Origin of the sequence: Bacillus cereus group sp. RP43 (assembly GCF_040459645.1) — a bacterium.
GTDB lineage: Bacteria > Bacillota > Bacilli > Bacillales > Bacillaceae_G > Bacillus_A > Bacillus_A mycoides_C.
This window is the reverse complement of record NZ_JARVHQ010000001.1, coordinates 1,870,088-1,890,315: the sequence shown is the minus strand read 5'-3', so window position 1 is coordinate 1,890,315 and position 20,228 is coordinate 1,870,088. Positions and strand designations below refer to the sequence as shown.

The following is a 20,228-nucleotide window of genomic DNA, read 5'->3' as shown; positions in this document are numbered from 1 at the left end:
TAGCGCACTCTTTATCCCTCTATTTGCGAGCCGTAAGACTCCCACCTCAAAATTGGGCTGAAGCAAAGAAGTTAGATGGGAGATGAGATCAACTGCTCGTAAAAGCCCGATTGGTGAGGGCTAATAATCAGTGGGGGAGGAACAGAACCCCCACTGATTAAAGTTTCACTTTATTTCTTCACATACACTTCAACAATCGGATTTTCCTTTTGATCTGCATGTAAACGTATATTCTCTTCACCCGTATTATAAATGCTAGCTACCAGCATAACAGTTAGTAAGTTAGGTATCTTCGCATCGCTTCCGTACTTTCTTTCAAGCGCCTCCTTATATTCAAAATCTAAATCTCCTTGCACATATGTATACACTTCAAAACCATCCTTCAAATTACATACGACCGTATCAATAATATCCGCCCCTACTTGTTTCTTTATTTCCCCCCGCAATGCTTCAATAAATTCTTCCCAAGGAACTTCGTACGTCTGAAATTGGTCTGTAGATTTCATTTCCCTTCCTCCTCGTTATGTATCCTGTTCGTATATTTCCCCTTTCGTATAACAATTATGATAGATAGGTCATTCGTACAAGCCGCACTTGTCCTGCTTACATATCGTATTACGGTAATACGGAAGGAGGAAAGAGCATGCATAGAAAAAGATGTTATGATACATGCCAACGTTATTTCGGTAAAGTTGTTCGAATTGAAGATCATGATGGTCGCATTCACTTAGGCAAAATAATCGATGTAACAAACGATTCTGTTTGGATTGAACCAATGCAACAGCGCTCATCTTTTGATACAGGATTCGGATACTATGACGCATATTCAAACGGTGGATGTGATATTTGCGGTGGTATTAGCAGATGTGATAACTGTGGATTTGGATGCGGCGGTGGATTCAGTGGTGGATTCAGTGGTGGATTTAGTGGCTGTGGATGCGGCGGTCGTGGTTGCGGTGGTTGTGGCGGCGGTGGCTGGGGCCTTGAACTCGGATTTGGCTTTATTTTTGGAATTACTTTGGCTGCATTATTTTTCATCTAACATAGTAAAGAGTTGACTATCTTTAGCCAACTCTTTTTCTCTATTTTTCACATATAAAAATGCGATGCCCTAAAATATGTTGATACATAAGCAGTACTTGTTCGTGTTGCACCCACGCCTCATACAATTCTTCCGGAATAAACGGTGATACATTCCACTCTGGCTCTTCCATATGTCCTACAACTGTTTCTGCAATAGTTCCGCCACCCGCAATTGTAACTCTTTTGAAATTTGCTGCTTTAAACAAATGAACCCACTCATTCTCAGTTAATAATTCTTTAATACCATATAACTGTCCAATCTTTTCTTCCTCTTTCTTCTCAATATGTTTTTCGGTAATCATTTCAATGACAACAAGCTTTCCATCCTTCTGTAATACACGATAACATTCCGAAATAACCTTTTCTTTATTTGTAAAAGCGAGTATGGATTCTCCAAGTACAAGCTCAAATGAATCATTTAAACACGGTAATCCTTCTACATCTCCTTGAATCAATTGTATATTTAAACCATCAAACAACCATCTATCTTTCGCTTTTTGAATCATAATTTCATTCTTTTCAACCGCTGTCACTTTATAACCCAATTCTTTTGTCATATACGCCGCTGTTTTCCCCGTGCCGCAACCTATCTCAAGGACACTCGCTCCATGTCTAAGTGGCAATTGAGCTAATAATTGTTTTGTTAACGTAAAACCACCCGGATGAGCACTCCCTATTCCGTAATAAGCTAGAAAATCGATGTATGTGTTTCGTTTCATGGAATTCTCCCTTTTTTATTTTATATATTCCAGGAAGGAAGAAAAGTGCATAAAAAAAGGGCGCATCGCGCGCCCTCTCTTTTACTTATCTTCAGAAATATATGCCCATTTGTAGCTATAATCTCCACCAACCGGATGGTGAATAATACCTTTTACTTTCGGTCTTTGAACAAGAGCATCACCACGTTGATATAATGGTGCAATTGCTGCGTCTTCAAGTAACATTTTCTCAGCTTTCAGTAAGCTATCCCAGCGATCTTTCGTTTTCGTTAATAGCTCGCCTTTACCTTTTTCTACAATTTCATCATATTTCGGATTTGAATATCCAGTTTGGTTATGAGGTCCATTTGTAACGAACATATCAATGAATGTCATTGGATCTAAGTAGTCAGGTCCCCAACCAGCGTAAGATAAATCATAATCTAGATCTGATTCTAATTTTAATTTTTGTTTAAACGGCTGGTTTTTCAAATTCACTGTTAAGCCTGGTAAGTTTTTCTCTAGCTCACCTTTTAAGAACTCTCCTACTTTTTTCGCGTTATCGCTATCATAGTTTAATAGCTCTACCGTTACTTGCTCTTTTCCAAGCTCTTTTTTCGCTTTTTCCCAATGCTCTTTTGCCTTTTTCAAATCTGTTTTTAAAATATCTCCGTTATCTTTACGGAAGTCTTTTCCATCTGGGCTCTTCGCAAATTCTTTTGGTACTAAGTAATCTGCAGGTGTAGATCCGTCATTTAAAATTACATTCGTTAAGCCTTTTTTATCATATGCCATTGCAATCGCTAAACGTAAATCTTTGCTCTTTAATACTGTATCTTGATTACCACGTTTTTGGTTTAATCGTAAGAAGTACGTTGACGGTGTTTTTTGTGTAAAGAAATCTGGATTTGATTTATATTTGTCAACCATTTCAGATGCAAGTGCTGCACGATCGATTTGTCCACTTTCATATAAGTTTACACGTGTACCGCTATCTTTTACTACGTTAAAGTTGATTTCTTCTAACTTAACTGTTTTATTATCCCAGTATTGTGCATTTTTCTTTAACTTCCAACCTTCTTCATGTTTCCAGTCTGTTAATGTAAACGGTCCGTTATACAACGTTGTATCCGACTCTAAACCGTATTTTTCACCTTTTTCTTTTACGAATTTTTCATTTAACGGATAGAATGTTCCGAATGAAGTTAATTCTACAAAGTAAGGAACTGGATTTTCTAATTCTACCTCTAATGTGTAGTCATCTACAGCTTTTACACCTAACGTATCAAGTGGTGCTTTCCCATCATTAATTGCTTTTGCGTTCTTTAAATCAAACATAATGTATGCATATTCCGCTGCTGTATTTTTATCTACCGCACGTTTCCAAGCAAACACGAAATCTTTAGCTGTTACAGGGTCTCCATTTGACCATTTCGCATTTTTATTTAATGTGAATGTATATTTTTTACCATCATCACTCTTTTTATATGATTCAGCAACCCCTGGTGCTGCTTTATTATCTTTATCAAGTCGATATAAACCTTCCATTACGTTGTTTAAAGCAAGAAACGATACTTGGTCTGTCGCTTTTGCTGAATCCATAGATGGAATCTCTTGCGTTTCTGTTAAATTAAGCACTTGCTTTGCAGCTAATTTTCCGCCTTCTTTTTCGCCACTTTTCGGCGTTGTGCTTGCCTTATCTTTATCCCCTGATCCAGAGCAAGCTGTTAATGCCATACTCATTACTAGAACTGGTGCTACAACCGCTGTTAATTTTGTCATCTTTTTTCTCTTCATTTTTTTGTACCCTCCCCAATTATATGTACGATATTAACATTTAGAGATTCTCTATTAACTTTTGTTATCAGAAAATTCTTATTAATTAATATTCTACTGTTTTTTCGAGTTTTGTAAAGTATTTTTGTAAATTTTCTAAATATTTATTTTTTTATGATAGTAACTTGTTGTTTTAACTACTATATGAATTATCCCCCGTCTACTATATGTAAACATATCTCCTCTTATTCTTCGCTATTGCTAAGTTCTATATTTTCCTTATAAAAATGAAATCTCTAACTATCATTCATCTATCCAATTATTGAATTCCTTCTACCATCCTACAGTAGAATATTAAAAGCAACCTCAACATTTCTCAAAAATTCCATGATCCTTATTCTCCTATCCATACAAAAAAAGCATTTCAAAAGCATATTAGCCACTTTTGAAATGCTTTCATGTTATTTCTTTCCGCCATCCTCAGTTACATACGCCCACTTAAAGCTATATTCTGGACTGATGTTGTGTTTTACAATTCCTTTTACATTCGGCTTCATCACATATGATCTTCCTGTTTGATATAAAGGTACTAATCCAGCATCTTCTTCAAGGAATAATTTTTCTGCTTTCCCTAACGCTTCCCAACGTTTCTTCGGATCAGACAGTAATTCATTACCTGCTTTTTGTACCATTTCATCGTATTTTGGATTCGAATAACTCATTTGGTTATATGGGCTCTTCGATTCAAACATATCAATAAATGTCATTGGATCCGCATAATCTGGGCTCCAGCCTGCATAAGAGATTTCATAATCTTGCGCTGACTCTAATTTTAATTTTTGTTTGAACGGCTGAATTTTCGTATTAATCGTTACACCTTTTAAATTTTTCTCAATTTGATCTTTAACATAATCAGCAATCTTTTTCGCAGTTCCATCATCATAGCTTAGTAATTCAATTGTAACTTGATCTTTTCCAAGTTCCTTTTTCGCTTCTTCCCATGCAGCTGCTGCTTTTTTTGTATCTTGTTTCAGACCATTTTTAAACGTGTCTTGGTAATCTTTACCGTCAGGTCCTGTCGCAAGCCCTTTTGGAACCAATTGATCTGTTGCTTTTGATCCATTATTTAAAATAACATTTGCTAAACCTTTTTTATCAACTGATAATGCAATTGCTTCACGAAGTTTTTTACTCTTTAACGGTGTATCTTGTCCGTTACGCTTTTGATTTAAACGTAAGAAGAATGTACTTGATTCTGCATACTCACCGTATTCATCTTTATTCGATTTATATTTATCTACAAACTCTCCTGATAGTAGTGTGAAATCAATTGATCCTGTATCATATAAATTTACTTTCGTAGCAACTTCTTTTACTACACTATAATTAATTTCTTCTAATTTCACAGTCTTATTATCCCAATATTTATCATTTTTCTTCAACTGCCATCCTTGTTCATGTTTCCATGAAGACATAACGAATGGCCCGTTATACACCGTTGTATCTGCTTCTAAACCAAACTTATCTCCTTTTTCTTTTACGAACTTTTCATTTAAAGGATAGTATGACGGGAATGCTAGTAAATTTAAGAAGTACGGTACCGGTTTTTCTAATTCTACTTCTAGCGTGTAATCATCTACCGCCTTCGCTCCTAATTCAGTTGCAGGTTTTTCTCCTTTATTAATCGCTTCTGCATTTTTTATATAGTAAGCAATAAATGCATATTCTGCAGCTGTGTTTTTATCAAGTAAGCGCTGCCATCCGAACACGAAATCTTTTGCTGTTACAGGATCTCCATTTGACCATTTCGCATCTTTACGCAGTTTAAACGTATATTTTTTGCCATCTTCGCTTTTCGTACTAGATTCTGCAGCAGCCGGAATAGGCTTATTATCTTTATCAAGACGGTATAACCCTTCCATCGTGTTCCCTAAAATTTGTGCCCCTAATGTATCAGTAGATTTAGAAGTGTCCATCGTCGGAATCTCTTGGTTTTCCGTACGATTTAATACTTGCTTCGCTGCATATTTAATATCAGATTTTTTTTCTTCCCCACTATTAGATGTAGTGGTCGTCTTCTTTTCCCCACCTGACCCAGAGCATGCTGTCAATGCAACACTCATCGCTAAAACCGGCACTACAACCGCTGTTAACTTTTTCATCTTTTTTCTCTTCATTTTTATACCCTCCCTAATTATATGTACATTATCAACCCTTGAGAGACTCTTTGTTAATGATTTACTTTTCAGAAAATTATAACTAATGTTATTCTACTCTTTTTTCTACATTTGTAAATAGTTTTATTTTAAATATTCTGATTTTAATCTTCGTAATTTAGTATGATTTATCCCCCATCTACTATATGTACGTACTATACGCCTTATTCTTCTCTATTTAACTGCACTAAAAATTAGTATTTTAAGCTCACTAAAAAAAGCATTTCAAAAGTAGCAGGGCTACTTTGAAATGCTTTTTCAACTCTATTATTTTTCAGTCACGTATGCCCACTTAAAGCTAAATTCTGGACTGATATTATGTTTTACTACACCTTTTACACTTGGTTGTAAAACATAAGAATCTCCACGTTGGTATAAAGGTACAATCGCTACATCTTCTTCAAGTAATGTTTTTTCAGCTTTCCCTAACTCTTCCCAACGTTTTTTCGCATCACCCATTAATTCAGTACCAGCCTTCTTCACCATTTCATCATATTTAGGATCAGAGAAGCTCATTTGGTTATGAGAATGTCCAGACTCAAACATATCTAAGAATGTCATTGGATCTGCATAATCCGGATTCCAACCACCGTATGAAATATCATATTGTTGCTCAGATTCTAATTTTAGTTTTTGCTTAAATGGTTGAAGTTTAATGTTAACTGTTACACCTTTTAAGTTTTTCTCGATTTGATCTTTTACATATTCTCCAACTTTTTTCGCATTACCAGTATCATAGTTTAAGAATTCAATTGTAACTTGATCTTTGCCAAGCTCTTTTTTCGCTTCTTCCCAAGCTGCTGCAGCTTTTTTAGCATCTGGTTTCAAGCCGTTTTTAAACGTTTCTTGGAAGTCTTTACCGTCTGGTCCAGTCGCTAATCCTTTTGGTACTAAGAAATCAGCTTCTTTTGATCCATCATTTAAAATTACATTTGCTAAATTCTTTTTATCAATTGATAGTGCAATTGCTTCACGCAATTTTTTGCTCTTTAATGGTGTGTCTTGTCCAGCACGTTTTTGGTTCATACGAATGAAGTACGTACTTACTTGTGAATATGTGCCAAATTCATCTTTCTTACTTCTATATTTATCAACGAACTCTCCATTTAATAAAGCGAAATCAACTTGTCCGCTATCATATAAATTAATAAGAGTTGCTGGCTCTTTAACAACACTGAAGTTAACTTCTTCAAGTTTTACAGTCTTTTTATCCCAATATTGATCATTTTTCTTTAATTGCCATCCTTGTTCATGCTTCCAATCTTTAAGAACGAACGGTCCATTATAAACTGTTGTATCAGACTCTATACCGAACTTCTCTCCTTTTTCTTTTACGAATTTTTCATTTAATGGGTAGTACGATGGGAATGCTACTAAATTTAAGAAGTACGGTACCGCTTGCTCTAATTCAACTTCAAGCGTAAGATCATCTACCGCTTTCACTCCTAATTCAGCTACAGGTTTTTCTCCTTTATTAACCACTTCTGCATTTTTAATTGGGAATGCAATAAATGCGTACTCCGCAGCTGTTTTTGGATCTAATAGACGTTGCCAAGCATATACGAAATCTTTCGCCGTTACTGGATCTCCATTTGACCATTTTGCATCTTTACGTAGTTTAAATGTATATTTTTTACCATCTTCACTTTTCGTGCTAGATTCTGCTGCAGCTGGAATAGGCTTATTATCTTTATCAAGACGATATAATCCTTCCATCGTATTCCCTAGCATTTGTGAAGATACTGTATCTGTTGATTTAGAAGAATCCATCGTTGGAATCTCTTGGTTTACTGTTCGATTCAATACTTGTTTTGCCGCTAATTTTTCCCCTGACTTGCTATCTCCACTTGAGTTTGTGCTTGTCTTTTTATCCCCGCCTGATGTAGAACATGCTGTTAATGCCATGCTCATTGCTAAAACCGGTACTACAACTGCTGTTAGTTTTTTCATTTTTTTCTTTTTCATTTTCTGTACCCTCCCTAATTCTAAACGATATCTATTTAAGAATTTTCTGATAATTCTGTTTTTCTTTATATATTTATCAGACGATTCTTACTACTTCTTATTCTACTAATTTTTTAAAATTTGTAAAGTATTATTATTAATAATTTTTAAAAAATTATTTTCTTACAGTAATATTCATAAAAATTCCATATAGTTTTTTAATATCGTTTTTTATCGTTACATATACACTAATTTAATAGTGTTAATTATGTTTTCTAATAAACAGACTGTAGATTATCGTTAATAAATAATGTATATTTCAGAAATCTTTTTCCTACAAAAACAAAAAAGCAGATATAACATCTGCTTTAGTTTTCCTCAATTTGCTTCTCACTTAATCCAAGATGTGTTCTGAGTGTATTACTCAAATTTTGTAAGTCTTTTTTATTAGGATTATAATAATATACACGCTGTCCATTTGGGCCATTTGGTAAATATAAATCATCACCATTTAGCTGAATCTTCTCAACTGAACAATCTAAACCATATTTATAAAAAGATAAAATATCATCCAATGCTAAATTTGTTTTAAAATCACCATCGACGGCCTCAACCATTTTCTCCAGTTTTGTAATAGACCCTACACTTTTTAATTTACTTAAAATCGCCTCAATAACAAGTTGTTGGCGCTGTCCCCTCATTGCATCACTATCAATATGACGAGTTCTCGCCAAAGCAAGTGCTTCTTCTCCCGTTAATTTTTGAACCCCTTTTTTCAAGTGAATCGTATCAGGTTCATCTTTACTATTTTGTTCAGTAAATTCAACCGGGACATCTACCTCAACACCATCGAGCCCATCAACAATTTTAATAAATGAACCAAAATTAAATTTCACAAAATAATCTACCGGTACTTGCAGTAACTTTTCTACTGCCTCAACAGAAGCTTGTGGTCCTCCATCTTTTCCGTTTTTAACGAAACCACTTCCATATGCGTGTGTTATTTTATCTTTTTTCTTTTCGATTGGAACATATGTATATGTATCTCGTGGTATACTGGTTAACTTCACTGTCTTATCTTCTTTATTAAACGTAGCTAATAATAATGCATCCGTATGAAATGCACCATTATACCCCTTTTGCCGTTCTTGATTTTCATCAATTCCCATAATTAACATTGAAACGTTGTTTGCAATTGGCTTTACAGCTTTCTCACGTAAATTTGATTTTTCACCACGCGATAAGTTCAAATTAGATTTTTGTACGAGATTAGAAGTTTTCATATATACATAAGCACCATAACCAACTCCGCCAAATAGTAATACTCCTAACAATACACTTATTATCGTTGTCTTTTTATATTTTCGTTTATTTTTCTTTTCTCTTGAAGGAGAGGTATTCTCCATATAGTTCCCTCCGTTTTCTATTCATCTAATATGTTTTTCAATTTTTCATAATTAGTGCTATCCTTTTGAAATACATTCTCTTTCAATCCTTTGTTTATTTGTATCCATTCAGTCGTAATCGAATATTGAATCATACCTTCATGGAAACTAAGGAACTTCAACATAATCCCCGTATTTTTATCTACAACCATTTCAAATTTCCCTCTCAAATCTTCAGATGTACTTACAGGCATTTCTATGTTTATTACCCCTTCTATTTTGTAGCAATCGAGTCCAAGATACTTCGTTTCTTTATAACTCCAATCTTTATATCGAATTAATAGATCATCAAATTCTGATTGAATACTGTACTTAGCGAATCCCACATATTCGTCATCATACCGTTTCTTCTCACCTGATTTTCTCAACAACCTTTCCTTAGGGCTTAATTTTAATAGTTCATTATTTCTTTCTTTTGGGCTCCATCTCGTCTCTTTATACGTATTATTCTTATCATTAAACTCTTTTTTTCCGTCCTCGCTATAAATAATCGTGCTTTTTTTCGATAGTTTGTCTTCTTTAGATGAAATACCACTTTGTTTCTCCGTATCAATCGCATATTTATATGTTGTAGCAATTCTTGTAGAGCTAGAATATTCTTCGAATTGCCCTGAAACATTTTGGAAATGATCAATTGAATCAAGCATCTTTTGATGAATCTTTTCCTTATCTGGATAATTGACGTTCGACTTTATTTCTTCTTCATTCTCATAATCAAAAAACGCATTCTTCTTTACGTAATTAAACATCCCTCCATTTTGTGCAAAGCTCTGTATAGAAAACTCAGACATAGATACAATTGACAGTGTTAGAACAGCGGCACTAATAAACATCATATGTACTCTATAACTCTTTCTTTTTACAGGAAGATTACGAAGTGTATCATTAATTTTTTCGTTTAGTGCCTGTGGCAATACGGTATTATCCTTTTCTATTCTCTTTTTTAATTTTTCATCAAATGATTTTTCTTTATCCATTTTAACCACCTCCTACTCCATCTTTAATCGCTCTTCTAATTGCTCCCTTGCACGTGACAATCTTGATTTAACCGTTCCTTTTGGAATTTCTAAAAGCGTTGCAATACTTTCTTGATTCATATCTTCATAATAATAAAGTACAGTTACAGCTCTTAGTTCTTCCGTTAAAGACTGAATAGCATTACAAAGATCAATATCTTCATATCGATCGAACGCCACCATATTACTATCATGATCCTCAATTACAATTACTTTTTTATAAGAGCGAATTATATTGTTACACTCATTTATTAAAATTCTAATTAGCCAAGTTTGAAAAAACTCTTCCTTTTTCAGTTTTTTTATATTTTCATAAGCTTTTAAAATTGTTGCCTGCATCGCATCCTCTATATTCGTCTCATCACGTAACATCGCCTTCGCAATGCGATACATCTTCACTTTTTCTGTATGTATAAGCGCCATGAACGCCTCATGATTACCCTTTTTCGCTAAGGAAACATCTGTTTCATCTTTTACAATCATTTTATATAAAGGGATTACTTTCACAATTGCTCCTCCTGTTTCATCCTCACTTCAAATTTAACTTTACATGTATTAGACGGAGTAGCCTAGAAAAAGGTTCATTTTTTTTGAATATTTTCACAAAAAAGGTAAACATTCTTCATGTTTACCTTTCCTTAGACGTAACCCTAAGGAAATATCCATCTGGATCCACAACTTTAAATCCCCTCATCTCCCATGGATAAATTTGAATCTCTTCTTGTATTCTGCATCGCTTCTCTTTACAACGTTCATATACTTCTTCAATCTGATCGACAACGATAATTAGTTCAAAGCCATTTCCTTTCATTTCTTTTTGATTGTAAAAATAATGGTTTTCATTCAATGTCGAATCGCTAGCTAGTAATAGGGAAAAACACTCATGATTAAAACGTACTATATGCTCACTTCTTTTATACAAATTTAATCCAAGTATTGTTTCATAAAACAATACTGATTTTTCAATATCATGTACGTATAGCTTAATCGGAAATAAATGATTCACTAGTTTCCTCCTCATCAAAAAAAGCCCACTAATTAAGTGGACTTTCTACTTTACAACGGTAAATCCCTCTTCCTAAACACTACAATTGCTACTATGAAGATACAAAGCGCTCCAGCAGTTAAGCCTACGCTTACTGGCCATATATTATATGTTCCTTCAGCAATTTCTTTCGGACGAAACAATGTAAACAAGGATATATTTCTCATCCACTCTAACTTATCACTTAATTTCCCTACCATATCTAATACGAAAAATAAGATTGTTAAACTTGCTGAGTAGCTAAGTGCCTTTCTTTCATCATTACATATACAGGAAAAGAAAAATGAATAGGCACTAACTACTAAAAATATAAGCCCTCCGACTATGTTTATTTTCAAAAATAATTCTCGATTTAAGTTATTATCTTTTAAAAACCATTCTGCACCTAATATACCAGCTACATAAGTAACAATTACAATTATTAGTAGCCCCAATATGAGAACAGCAGCTTGTGTAATTGCAATTTGTACCCTTGATACAGGTGTTGCTAATAAATATGCCATCGCCCCTTTATCTACATGACGAGCAATTAAATGCGTTGCAACCGTGACACAAAAAATTGTTAAAACGATAATAAACAATAGACTATAATATTCACCAGCTAAAAAATCCATTACATTTTGAATCGGACTTTCCATTCCAACGATTTTTTTTACACTATCAGGCATGGCACTTATTAATTCATTTAACCCTTTCGCTGAAACCATCGATGGGAATATCCAAATTAATAACCATAAATAAAGAGCTGCACCAGTAGCATAGCTCAATATACTTTTTTGAGTTTCTTTCAAACTAGCTAAAAATAGTTGTTTATTCATGCTTTACCCCTTCTTTCTTCTCGTAATAATGCATAAATAAATGTTCTAAATCCGTCGCTCTCGTTTGAAGTGCCGTTACATTATAGTTTGAAAGTATTTGTAAAACAGTTTGATAGTTTCCTTGCACAATAATTGACGCCTCTCTACCTTTCACTCCTTCAAATTGCAAATCACATTGTTTAAGAGACTCGATTTCTTCTTGAAATGATACAGTTACATCTATCACCTGTCTTCTCATACCTTGTAAATCATGAATGTTTTCAACTGTTACAAGGCAACCATCTTTAATAATAGCCACTCTGTCACAAGTTCTCTCAATTTCAGTGAAAATATGCGACGACATAAGAATCGTTTTTCCTCTTTGCTTTTCTTCTAATATTAAATCTATAAATAGTTGCTGCATAAGTGGATCGAGTCCTGATGTCGGTTCATCTAAAATTAGTACTTCTGGATCATGCATAAATGCAGCAACAATCCCTACTTTTTGTTTCATTCCTTTAGACATTTTTCGAATTGGTGTTTTCACATCGAATTGCAGACGCTCTATCAAGTCATCACGTCTCTTCGTTTCCTTTAGCCCACGCATTCCTTGCATCAACTTTAAAAAATCTAATCCGTTCATTCCTTCAATAAAAGAAATTTCTCCTGGTAAATAACCAACTTCTCTTTGAATTTTCGCAGCATCTTCCCAACAATCTAATCCGAAAATTGTCGCTTTACCAGCCGTCGGTTTTATAAATCCCATTAAATTACGAATCGTTGTTGATTTCCCAGCACCATTTGGTCCTAAGTAGCCAAAAACTTCTCCTTCTTTCACTTCAAATGTAATATCAAACAAGCCTTTTCCATTTGAAAACTGTTTTGTAACATTTTGAACTGAAATCATAAACTCACCTCATTTTTTGAAATATTTAACATATGATATTTCAAAATTATTGTACTCCTCATCTTTCATATTCGCAACAACTTTTTGAAATATTTATATGTCCATATTTCAAAAATATTGTTTTCAATTATTTTTTCTTGTATATTTTAAATGAGGTGATTGTATTGAACGGCTTTGAAAAAGTGAAAGAAAAGAAAAAACGTGCCATTAAAGATGCGGCCTTTAAATTATTTTCAGAACGTGGATTTAATGAAGTGAAAATAGAACATATTGCAAAAAAAGCAAACGTTTCTCAAGTGACAATTTATAATCATTTCGGAAGTAAAGATGCGTTATTTAGGGAACTTATACAAGAATTTATAATATCTGAATTTCAATATTATAAAGAGCTTGCAGAAGAAAAATTACCTTTTCATGATATGATGCAAAAAATGATTGTAAGAAAAATGAATACTGGGGGGTTATTTCAGCCTGATATGTTACTACAAATGATGCAAAGAGACGAAGCGCTCCGAGAATTTATTTATAGTTATCAAAACGAAAAAATCTTGCCGTGGTATTTAGAAATATTAGAACAAGCACAGCGCAAAAATGAAATTAATCCACACCTTTCAAAAGAAATGATGTTACTTTACATTCAAATGTTCACTAAATTAGGTGATGATTTCGGGGCACAGCTTCTTGAAGGAGATCGAGAAAAACATATACAAGATATAGTTACGATGTTCTTTTACGGACTTTCTGTTCCGTAAAAATAAAAAAGACACAGAATCGTGTCTTTTTTTATTTCACTGAAATGACTCTACCAGTTTCACTACTTTCAATTGCCAATTGAATCAGTCTAATAACTTCCAAGCCTTCTTCTGCTGTTACAGGTGGTTTCTCACCATTTACAATACTATCTCTTACACCTTTATAATACATGTCATAACAGCCGACTTCTGTTGGAATACGCTCTAACTTTTCTTCCGTTTCTAAAGTAGCAAAATTCTCTTCAGAGTCTGTGCCATAACCATTGTCGCCCGGCTTCATTCCATTTTTCAACTGCTCTTCTTGTGAATCCATACCATACTTCACGATAGAACCTTTGTCTCCATGTAATGTAAAATGTGGTCCAGCTTGTTTTACGTAACTGCTACTATGTAAAATGACACGCTTTACTCCGTAGTGAAGTACAACATGGAAATAATCATCAATTTCTGCACCTGGGCGTTGTTTTATTACATCTGCATTTATCGCATCTGGTTTCCCGAATAATGATAATGCTTGATCCATTAAATGCGATCCTAAATCATATAATATACCTGAACCTGGTAAATTCTTTTCTCTCCAGCGGTCACGTACATGTGGGCGGAAACGATCGAAATGCGCTTCATATGCGTATACATTCCCTACTCTGTTTTCTTCTAATAATTTCTTTATCGTTAAGAAATCATTATCAAAACGACGGTTGTGATACACACTTAAAACGACATTATGTTGCTTCGCTAATGAAATAAGTTCTTCTCCCTCTTCAATTGAAACAACGAATGGTTTTTCCACAACAACATGCTTACCGTGTACAATCGCTTCTTTTACATATGGAAAATGAGTTGTATTTGGTGAAGTAATGACCACTAAGTCAATATCAGCCCGATTTACTAATTCATCAATTGTACCAACAACTTCAGTATTTGGTAATGCTTGTTTCACTACTTCTTCTTTTGATGATAAAATAGCACGAATATCGTATTCTTTTATCGTTTGTAATAACGGGATGTGAAATGTTGTACTAGAAAATCCAAATCCGACAATCCCTACACCTATTTTTTTCATGTTGCCCCTCCATTTATCCCGCACTAACGGGCAGTAAGATCCCTACCTCAAAATTCAACGAATGCAAAGAAGTTAGGTGAGGGATCAACTGCTCGTAAAAGCCCGATTGGTTCAACTAATAATCAGTGGGGGATGAAGAAAACCCCCACTGATTAAAGTTTCACTTTATGAGAACGATTTCATCTCATTATTATAACAAGATTATTTTTATATACATAATGATTTGCTTAGAAAAAAGCATCTTGCTATCATTCATAGCAAGATGCTCCCTTTATTACGTTCTTTTCTTCGTCCACGTTTCAATTACTTCACCAGTATCATTAACATCTAGTACTAAACTACCATTACTATACCGGTCTTTATTTCGAAACGCTTTCGGATCAATTTCTTCTACAATGTGTTTCTCTGTCTTCATGTAAACTAATTCATCATCTCGAACAATTTCAATACCGACAATGCGGTACGGATTACGCTTTAACTCTTTAAAAATTACAAGGCCGCGCTTCGCCCTCGTTGATTTCTCAATTTCCGATGCCTTTATACGTTTCACAGCACCTCGCTGCGTAACGAGAATAAGTTGATCTTTTTCACCATTTAACGGTTTACCAGAAGCAACATAGTCATCTTCTTTTAAATTAATTGCTTTCACACCAGCTGCTCTTACACCAACTGGACTTACTTCTTCTTCATTGAATACAAGTGCATATGCACCATGTGTTGCAAGAACAATATCACTTGTCCCATCTGTCGCAAATATATCAACAACTTCATCATCTTTTTTCAGATTTACAGCAACGAACGCCCGGGAATAACGCTGCACTTTATATTGATTTAATTCTGTTTTCTTAATCATACCGTTTCGTGTAACAAATACGATAAATCGTTTTTCTTCTTCAAAATTCGGTACGACTGTTGCCCAAATTAACGCTTCATCTCGCTCGAGTGAAACAAGATTCGCAACGTGTTGACCTAAATCTTTCCAACGAATTTCTGGCATTTCATATACAGGAAGATAAATATAATTTCCTTTGTTCGTAAATAAAAGAACGGTTTCTGTCGTGTTTGTATCGAAACGCTCAAGTAAGATGTCACCCTCTTTCATACCGAAGTCTTTCCCGTTCGATGCATTATGCGAACGCCAACCTGTTCGTTTCACATATCCTTCTTTCGTTACAGTAACGATGACATCTTCTTGCGGAATCATCACTTCCACATCGATTTTAATTTCTTCAATTTCCTCTTCAATTATCGCACGGCGATCATCACTATATGTTTTCTTCACTCTCTTCAAATCTGTTTTAATAACTTGAAGAAGTCTTTTTTCACTTTGTAAAATCGACTGTAACTCTATAATTTTCTTATTAAGTTCAGCTGCTTCTTGTTCTAGCGCTGTAATATCTGTATTCGTTAAACGATATAATTGTAATGAAACTATCGCTTCTGATTGCGCTTCTGTAAAGCCAAATTTTGCACTTAAGTTATCTTTCGCATTACGTTTATCTTTAGAAGCACGGATCGTTTCAATCACTTCATCTAAAATCGATAGTGCTTTCTTTAAACCTTCTACAATATGTTGACGATTTTCTGCTTTTCGTAATTCATATTGTGAACGTCTCGTAACAACTTCTTTTTGATGTCCAATATATGCATCCAAAATTTTAGGTAATGTCATAAGTGTTGGACGACGATAATTTATCGCTACCATATTAAAATTATATGGAATTTGTAAATCTGTATTCTTATATAAATAATTTAAAATACCTTCAGCATTTACTTCTTTTTTTAATTCTACAACGATGCGAAGACCCGTACGGTCCGTCTCATCACGCACTTCAGCAATTCCATCTAGCTTTTTATCTAGACGTAATTCATCCATCTTTTTAACAAGGTTCGCTTTATTTACTTCGTACGGAATTTCTGTAATAACGATTTGTTGCTTTCCACCACGAATCGTTTCAACTTCTGCTTTTCCGCGAATAATAATTTTACCTTTCCCTGTTTCGTACGCTTTTTTAATACCATCAATCCCTTGAATAATACCGCCTGTTGGGAAATCTGGTCCTTTAATAACTGTTAATAAATCATCAACAGTACTATTCGGATTATCAATTCGCATCATCGTCGCATCAATTACTTCTCCAAGGTGATGCGGAGGAATTTCTGTTGCATAACCAGCTGAAATCCCTGTCGATCCGTTCACTAATAAGTTTGGGAACATTGCCGGTAATACAACTGGTTCTTCACTTGTATCATCGAAGTTTGAAACAAATTCTACTGTTTCTTTATCAAGATCACGTAATAACTCAGATGCAATTGGTGATAAACGTGCTTCTGTATAACGCATTGCCGCTGCTGGATCCCCATCAACGCTACCGTTATTTCCATGCATTTCAACTAAAACATTACGTACTTTCCAAGTTTGACTTAAACGTACCATCGCCTCATATACAGAGGAATCACCATGTGGATGATAATTACCGATAACATTACCTACTGTTTTAGCTGATTTACGAAACGCTTTATCATGTACGTTTCCTTCTACATACATAGAATATAAAATACGTCTTTGTACCGGTTTTAAACCGTCACGCGCATCTGGAAGCGCGCGGTCTTGAATAATATATTTACTATAACGTGCAAAGCGGTCACCTAACACGTCTTCAAGCGGGAGGTCATGAAACTTCTCTGCCTGCATGTTATTCCACCTCCGTCTCCATAATCATTTCATTTTCTAAAATATTTCCTTCTTCTTGCATGCCAAATTGTACATTACGCTCAATCCATTTACGACGAGGTTCTACTTTATCCCCCATCAATGTCGTAACTCGGCGCTCAGCTCTTGATGCATCGTCAATTTTCACACGAATTAACGTACGTGTTTCAGGGTTCATCGTTGTTTCCCATAATTGATCGGCATTCATTTCGCCAAGTCCTTTATAGCGCTGCAACATATAGCCTTTACCGACCTTTTTCGTTACACCATCTAATTCTTCATCAGACCATGCATATTCAATTACTTCACTTTTCCCTTTTCCTTTACTTACTTTATATAAAGGTGGAAGTGCGATAAATACTTTACCAGCTTCAATAAGTGGTTTCATATAACGGTAGAAGAACGTCAGTAGTAACACTTGAATATGTGCTCCATCCGTATCTGCATCGGTCATAATAACAACTTTATCGTAGTTTATATCTTCAACAGCGAACTCATTCCCTACACCGCCGCCAATTGCGTATATAATCGTATTAATCTCTTCATTTTTAAAGATATCAGCAAGCTTTGCTTTTTCTGTATTGATTACTTTACCACGTAATGGTAATACCGCTTGGAAACGTCGGTCTCGACCTTGTTTCGCAGAACCACCTGCAGAGTCACCCTCTACTAAGTACAGTTCATTTTTCTGTGGGTTACGTGATTGTGCAGGTGTTAACTTACCACTCAATGTACCTTCTGATTTCTTTTTCTTTTTACCAGTACGTGCTTCCTCTCTCGCTTTACGAGCAGCCTCACGCGCCTGCGCTGCTTTAACTGCCTTTCTCACAAGAAGTGTAGCAACATCTGGATTTTCTTCTAAAAAGTAAGCTAAATGCTCAGATACAATTGCATCAATTGAAGAACGAGCTTCACTTGTACCTAGTTTTCCTTTCGTTTGTCCCTCAAACTGAAGTACTTCTTCTGGTACACGTACAGAAACGATAGCCGCTACACCTTCACGAATATCTGTACCTTCTAAGTTTTTATCTTTTTCTTTTAATAGTGAAACTTTACGAGCATACTCATTAAACACACGCGTCATTGCTGTTTTAAATCCAGCTTCGTGTGTTCCACCGTCTTTTGTACGTACATTATTTACAAACGAAAGAATGTTTTCTGAATACCCATCGTTAAACTGGAATGCTAACTCTGCTTCAATTCCGTTTTGTTCACCAGAGAAATATACAACTGGATGAATCGAATCTTTCTCTTCGTTTAAGTATGAAACGAAAGCTTCAATTCCTGTTTCATAATGAAATACATCTTCTAAATCATTACGCTCATCTTTTATCGAGATTTTCATTCCTTTTAATAAGAATGCAGATTCACGTAATCTTTCACATAATGTTTCATAATTATAATTTGTTGTACTGAAAATAGTTGTATCTGGTTTGAAGTGCATTGTTGTACCAGATTCTTTCGTTTTCCCAATTTTCTCTAACGTTGTTGCAGGAGTACCACCATTTTCAAAGCGTTGTTCATAAATGTTACCATCACGCTTAATCGTTACTACTAGCCATTCTGACAAGGCGTTTACAACTGATGCCCCAACACCGTGTAAACCACCACTCGTTTTATAGCCTCCTTGGCCAAACTTACCACCAGCATGAAGTACAGTTAAAATAACTTCAGGTGTCGGTTTTCCAAGCTTATGCATTCCCGTAGGCATTCCTCGCCCTTTATCAATAACGCTAATACTATTATCTTTATGTATTACGACAGAAATTTCGTCGCCAAATCCCGCTAATGCTTCATCAACGGAGTTATCTACTATTTCATATACTAAATGATGCAATCCACGGCTATCCGTACTCCCGATATACATACCCGGGCGTTTTCGAACGGCTTCAAGTCCTTCTAGCACTTGAATTGCATCTTCATTGTATTGGAACTGATGCTTCGCCAAACTCCTTGCCCCTTTCCTAATCAAATCAGAACATATGTTTCTATTATAGAATAACGCCTCGACTATAGTTTTGGCAAGTTATCTTATCTCTTTTATATACCATTTTCAATAGAAAAATCCTTGTTTTTTCACAAGGATTCCTCTAGGCTACTATTTCAGAAAAATAATCGTTTGTCAACGAGAAATGGATATGTATTCCAACATTATACATTCCAAACCTTTATCATGATCCAAATGATCAATATCCAAAATGGGATAACAAGTAACAATCCCCAAAAACAGCCTTTAAAAAATCTCATGATGAACACCTCGTTCATCGGCCCTACTTATGTAAAAAGTGAAGGCTGAATCAATCTTTCTATCTTTAAAGTCTATACTATTTTGTCATCGCATGCTCTACTTTAATACAACGATCCATGATTACAGTATAGCCTTTTTCTTGTAAAAGTTTATATGTATCTTCATCTTGTACTCCTAATTGTGCCCAGAAAACATCTGCATCAATCTCTACAAACTCTTTCCCAACATCCTTTAAAAATTCTGAGCGACGAAATACATTTACGATATCAACATGTTCTTTAATATCCGTCAGTGAAGAAACCGCCTTTTCTCCGAGTACTTCATCTACTGTTGGATTTACTGGTATAATACGGTACCCAGCATCTTGCATTGCTTTTGAAACCATATATGATGTGCGTTCTGGCTTATCTGATAATCCAACAACTGCAATCGTTTTACTTTTCTTCAATACTTCACCAATTTCCGTACGAGTTGGGTTTTCAATTGTCATAATTTATCCCTCCTATTCCTTTAGTATAGCCGATA

17 protein-coding genes are annotated in these 20,228 nt (G+C 34.9%); 2 read left to right on the top strand and 15 right to left on the bottom strand.

Going from position 1 to position 20,228, the window contains the following annotated elements:
• Positions 1–170: 170 nt before the first annotated feature.
• Positions 171–506, bottom strand: coding sequence for a hypothetical protein (locus QCI75_RS09930; RefSeq protein WP_098777410.1), 336 nt, complete (start codon positions 504–506; stop codon positions 171–173).
• Positions 507–643: 137 nt separating this feature from the next.
• On the opposite strand from QCI75_RS09930, the gene QCI75_RS09925 reads away from it, so the two are divergent.
• Positions 644–1,042: a hypothetical protein gene (locus tag QCI75_RS09925; protein WP_353760367.1), complete on the top strand. Its 399-nt coding sequence runs from the start codon at positions 644–646 to the stop codon at positions 1,040–1,042.
• 40 nt (positions 1,043–1,082) lie between these two features.
• On the opposite strand, the gene QCI75_RS09920 is transcribed toward QCI75_RS09925, so the two are convergent.
• From QCI75_RS09920 to QCI75_RS09875, 10 genes are all read right to left on the bottom strand, one after another.
• Positions 1,083–1,802 (bottom strand): class I SAM-dependent methyltransferase, encoded by a 720-nt coding sequence (locus tag QCI75_RS09920; protein WP_353760366.1) that lies wholly within the window; start codon positions 1,800–1,802, stop codon positions 1,083–1,085.
• Between the two features lie 81 nt (positions 1,803–1,883).
• Positions 1,884–3,578, bottom strand: coding sequence for a peptide ABC transporter substrate-binding protein (locus tag QCI75_RS09915; protein ID WP_144503783.1), 1,695 nt, complete (start codon positions 3,576–3,578; stop codon positions 1,884–1,886).
• 440 nt (positions 3,579–4,018) lie between these two features.
• Entirely contained in the window at positions 4,019–5,734 is a 1,716-nt protein-coding gene (locus QCI75_RS09910; protein ID WP_144503785.1) for a peptide ABC transporter substrate-binding protein, read from the bottom strand.
• 306 nt (positions 5,735–6,040) lie between these two features.
• Positions 6,041–7,738 carry a peptide ABC transporter substrate-binding protein gene (locus QCI75_RS09905; RefSeq protein WP_144503787.1) on the bottom strand — a complete coding sequence of 566 codons (1,698 nt, stop codon included), beginning with the start codon at positions 7,736–7,738 and terminating at the stop codon, positions 6,041–6,043.
• Positions 7,739–8,085: 347 nt separating this feature from the next.
• On the bottom strand, positions 8,086–9,123 hold the full coding sequence (locus QCI75_RS09900) for an LCP family protein (protein WP_144503789.1): 1,038 nt from the start codon (positions 9,121–9,123) through the stop codon (positions 8,086–8,088).
• Between the two features lie 17 nt (positions 9,124–9,140).
• Positions 9,141–10,139: an anti-sigma factor gene (locus QCI75_RS09895; RefSeq protein WP_353760365.1), complete on the bottom strand. Its 999-nt coding sequence runs from the start codon at positions 10,137–10,139 to the stop codon at positions 9,141–9,143.
• A gap of 12 nt (positions 10,140–10,151) precedes the next feature.
• Positions 10,152–10,685, bottom strand: coding sequence for an RNA polymerase sigma factor (locus QCI75_RS09890; RefSeq protein ID WP_144503793.1), 534 nt, complete (start codon positions 10,683–10,685; stop codon positions 10,152–10,154).
• A gap of 121 nt (positions 10,686–10,806) precedes the next feature.
• Positions 10,807–11,184: a VOC family protein gene (locus QCI75_RS09885; protein ID WP_235676315.1), complete on the bottom strand. Its 378-nt coding sequence runs from the start codon at positions 11,182–11,184 to the stop codon at positions 10,807–10,809.
• Between the two features lie 50 nt (positions 11,185–11,234).
• The gene (locus tag QCI75_RS09880; protein WP_144503797.1) at positions 11,235–12,041 is read right to left on the bottom strand and encodes an ABC transporter permease subunit; all 807 of its coding nucleotides are present in this window, start codon (positions 12,039–12,041) and stop codon (positions 11,235–11,237) included.
• Positions 12,034–12,927: an ABC transporter ATP-binding protein gene (locus QCI75_RS09875; protein ID WP_353760364.1), complete on the bottom strand. Its 894-nt coding sequence runs from the start codon at positions 12,925–12,927 to the stop codon at positions 12,034–12,036. The genes QCI75_RS09880 and QCI75_RS09875 overlap by 8 nt, the downstream gene beginning before the upstream one ends.
• 164 nt (positions 12,928–13,091) lie before the next feature.
• Between QCI75_RS09875 and QCI75_RS09870 the strand changes: the two genes are divergently transcribed.
• Positions 13,092–13,679, top strand: a complete 588-nt coding sequence (locus QCI75_RS09870; protein WP_144503801.1) for a TetR/AcrR family transcriptional regulator — start codon at positions 13,092–13,094, stop codon at positions 13,677–13,679.
• Between the two features lie 31 nt (positions 13,680–13,710).
• On the opposite strand, the gene QCI75_RS09865 is transcribed toward QCI75_RS09870, so the two are convergent.
• The 4 genes from QCI75_RS09865 to QCI75_RS09850 all read right to left on the bottom strand — a co-directional run bounded on the left by QCI75_RS09865 (position 13,711) and on the right by QCI75_RS09850 (position 20,193).
• Positions 13,711–14,742, bottom strand: a complete 1,032-nt coding sequence (locus QCI75_RS09865; RefSeq protein WP_353760363.1) for an oxidoreductase — start codon at positions 14,740–14,742, stop codon at positions 13,711–13,713.
• Between the two features lie 274 nt (positions 14,743–15,016).
• A complete protein-coding gene (gene parC, locus QCI75_RS09860; RefSeq protein ID WP_144503805.1) occupies positions 15,017–17,437 on the bottom strand; it encodes a DNA topoisomerase IV subunit A in 2,421 nt (806 codons plus the stop codon).
• 1 nt (position 17,438) lies between these two features.
• Entirely contained in the window at positions 17,439–19,403 is a 1,965-nt protein-coding gene (gene parE, locus QCI75_RS09855) for a DNA topoisomerase IV subunit B (RefSeq protein WP_144503807.1), read from the bottom strand.
• Between the two features lie 376 nt (positions 19,404–19,779).
• Positions 19,780–20,193 (bottom strand): CoA-binding protein, encoded by a 414-nt coding sequence (locus QCI75_RS09850; RefSeq protein ID WP_144503809.1) that lies wholly within the window; start codon positions 20,191–20,193, stop codon positions 19,780–19,782.
• Between the last annotated feature and the right edge of the window lie 35 nt (positions 20,194–20,228).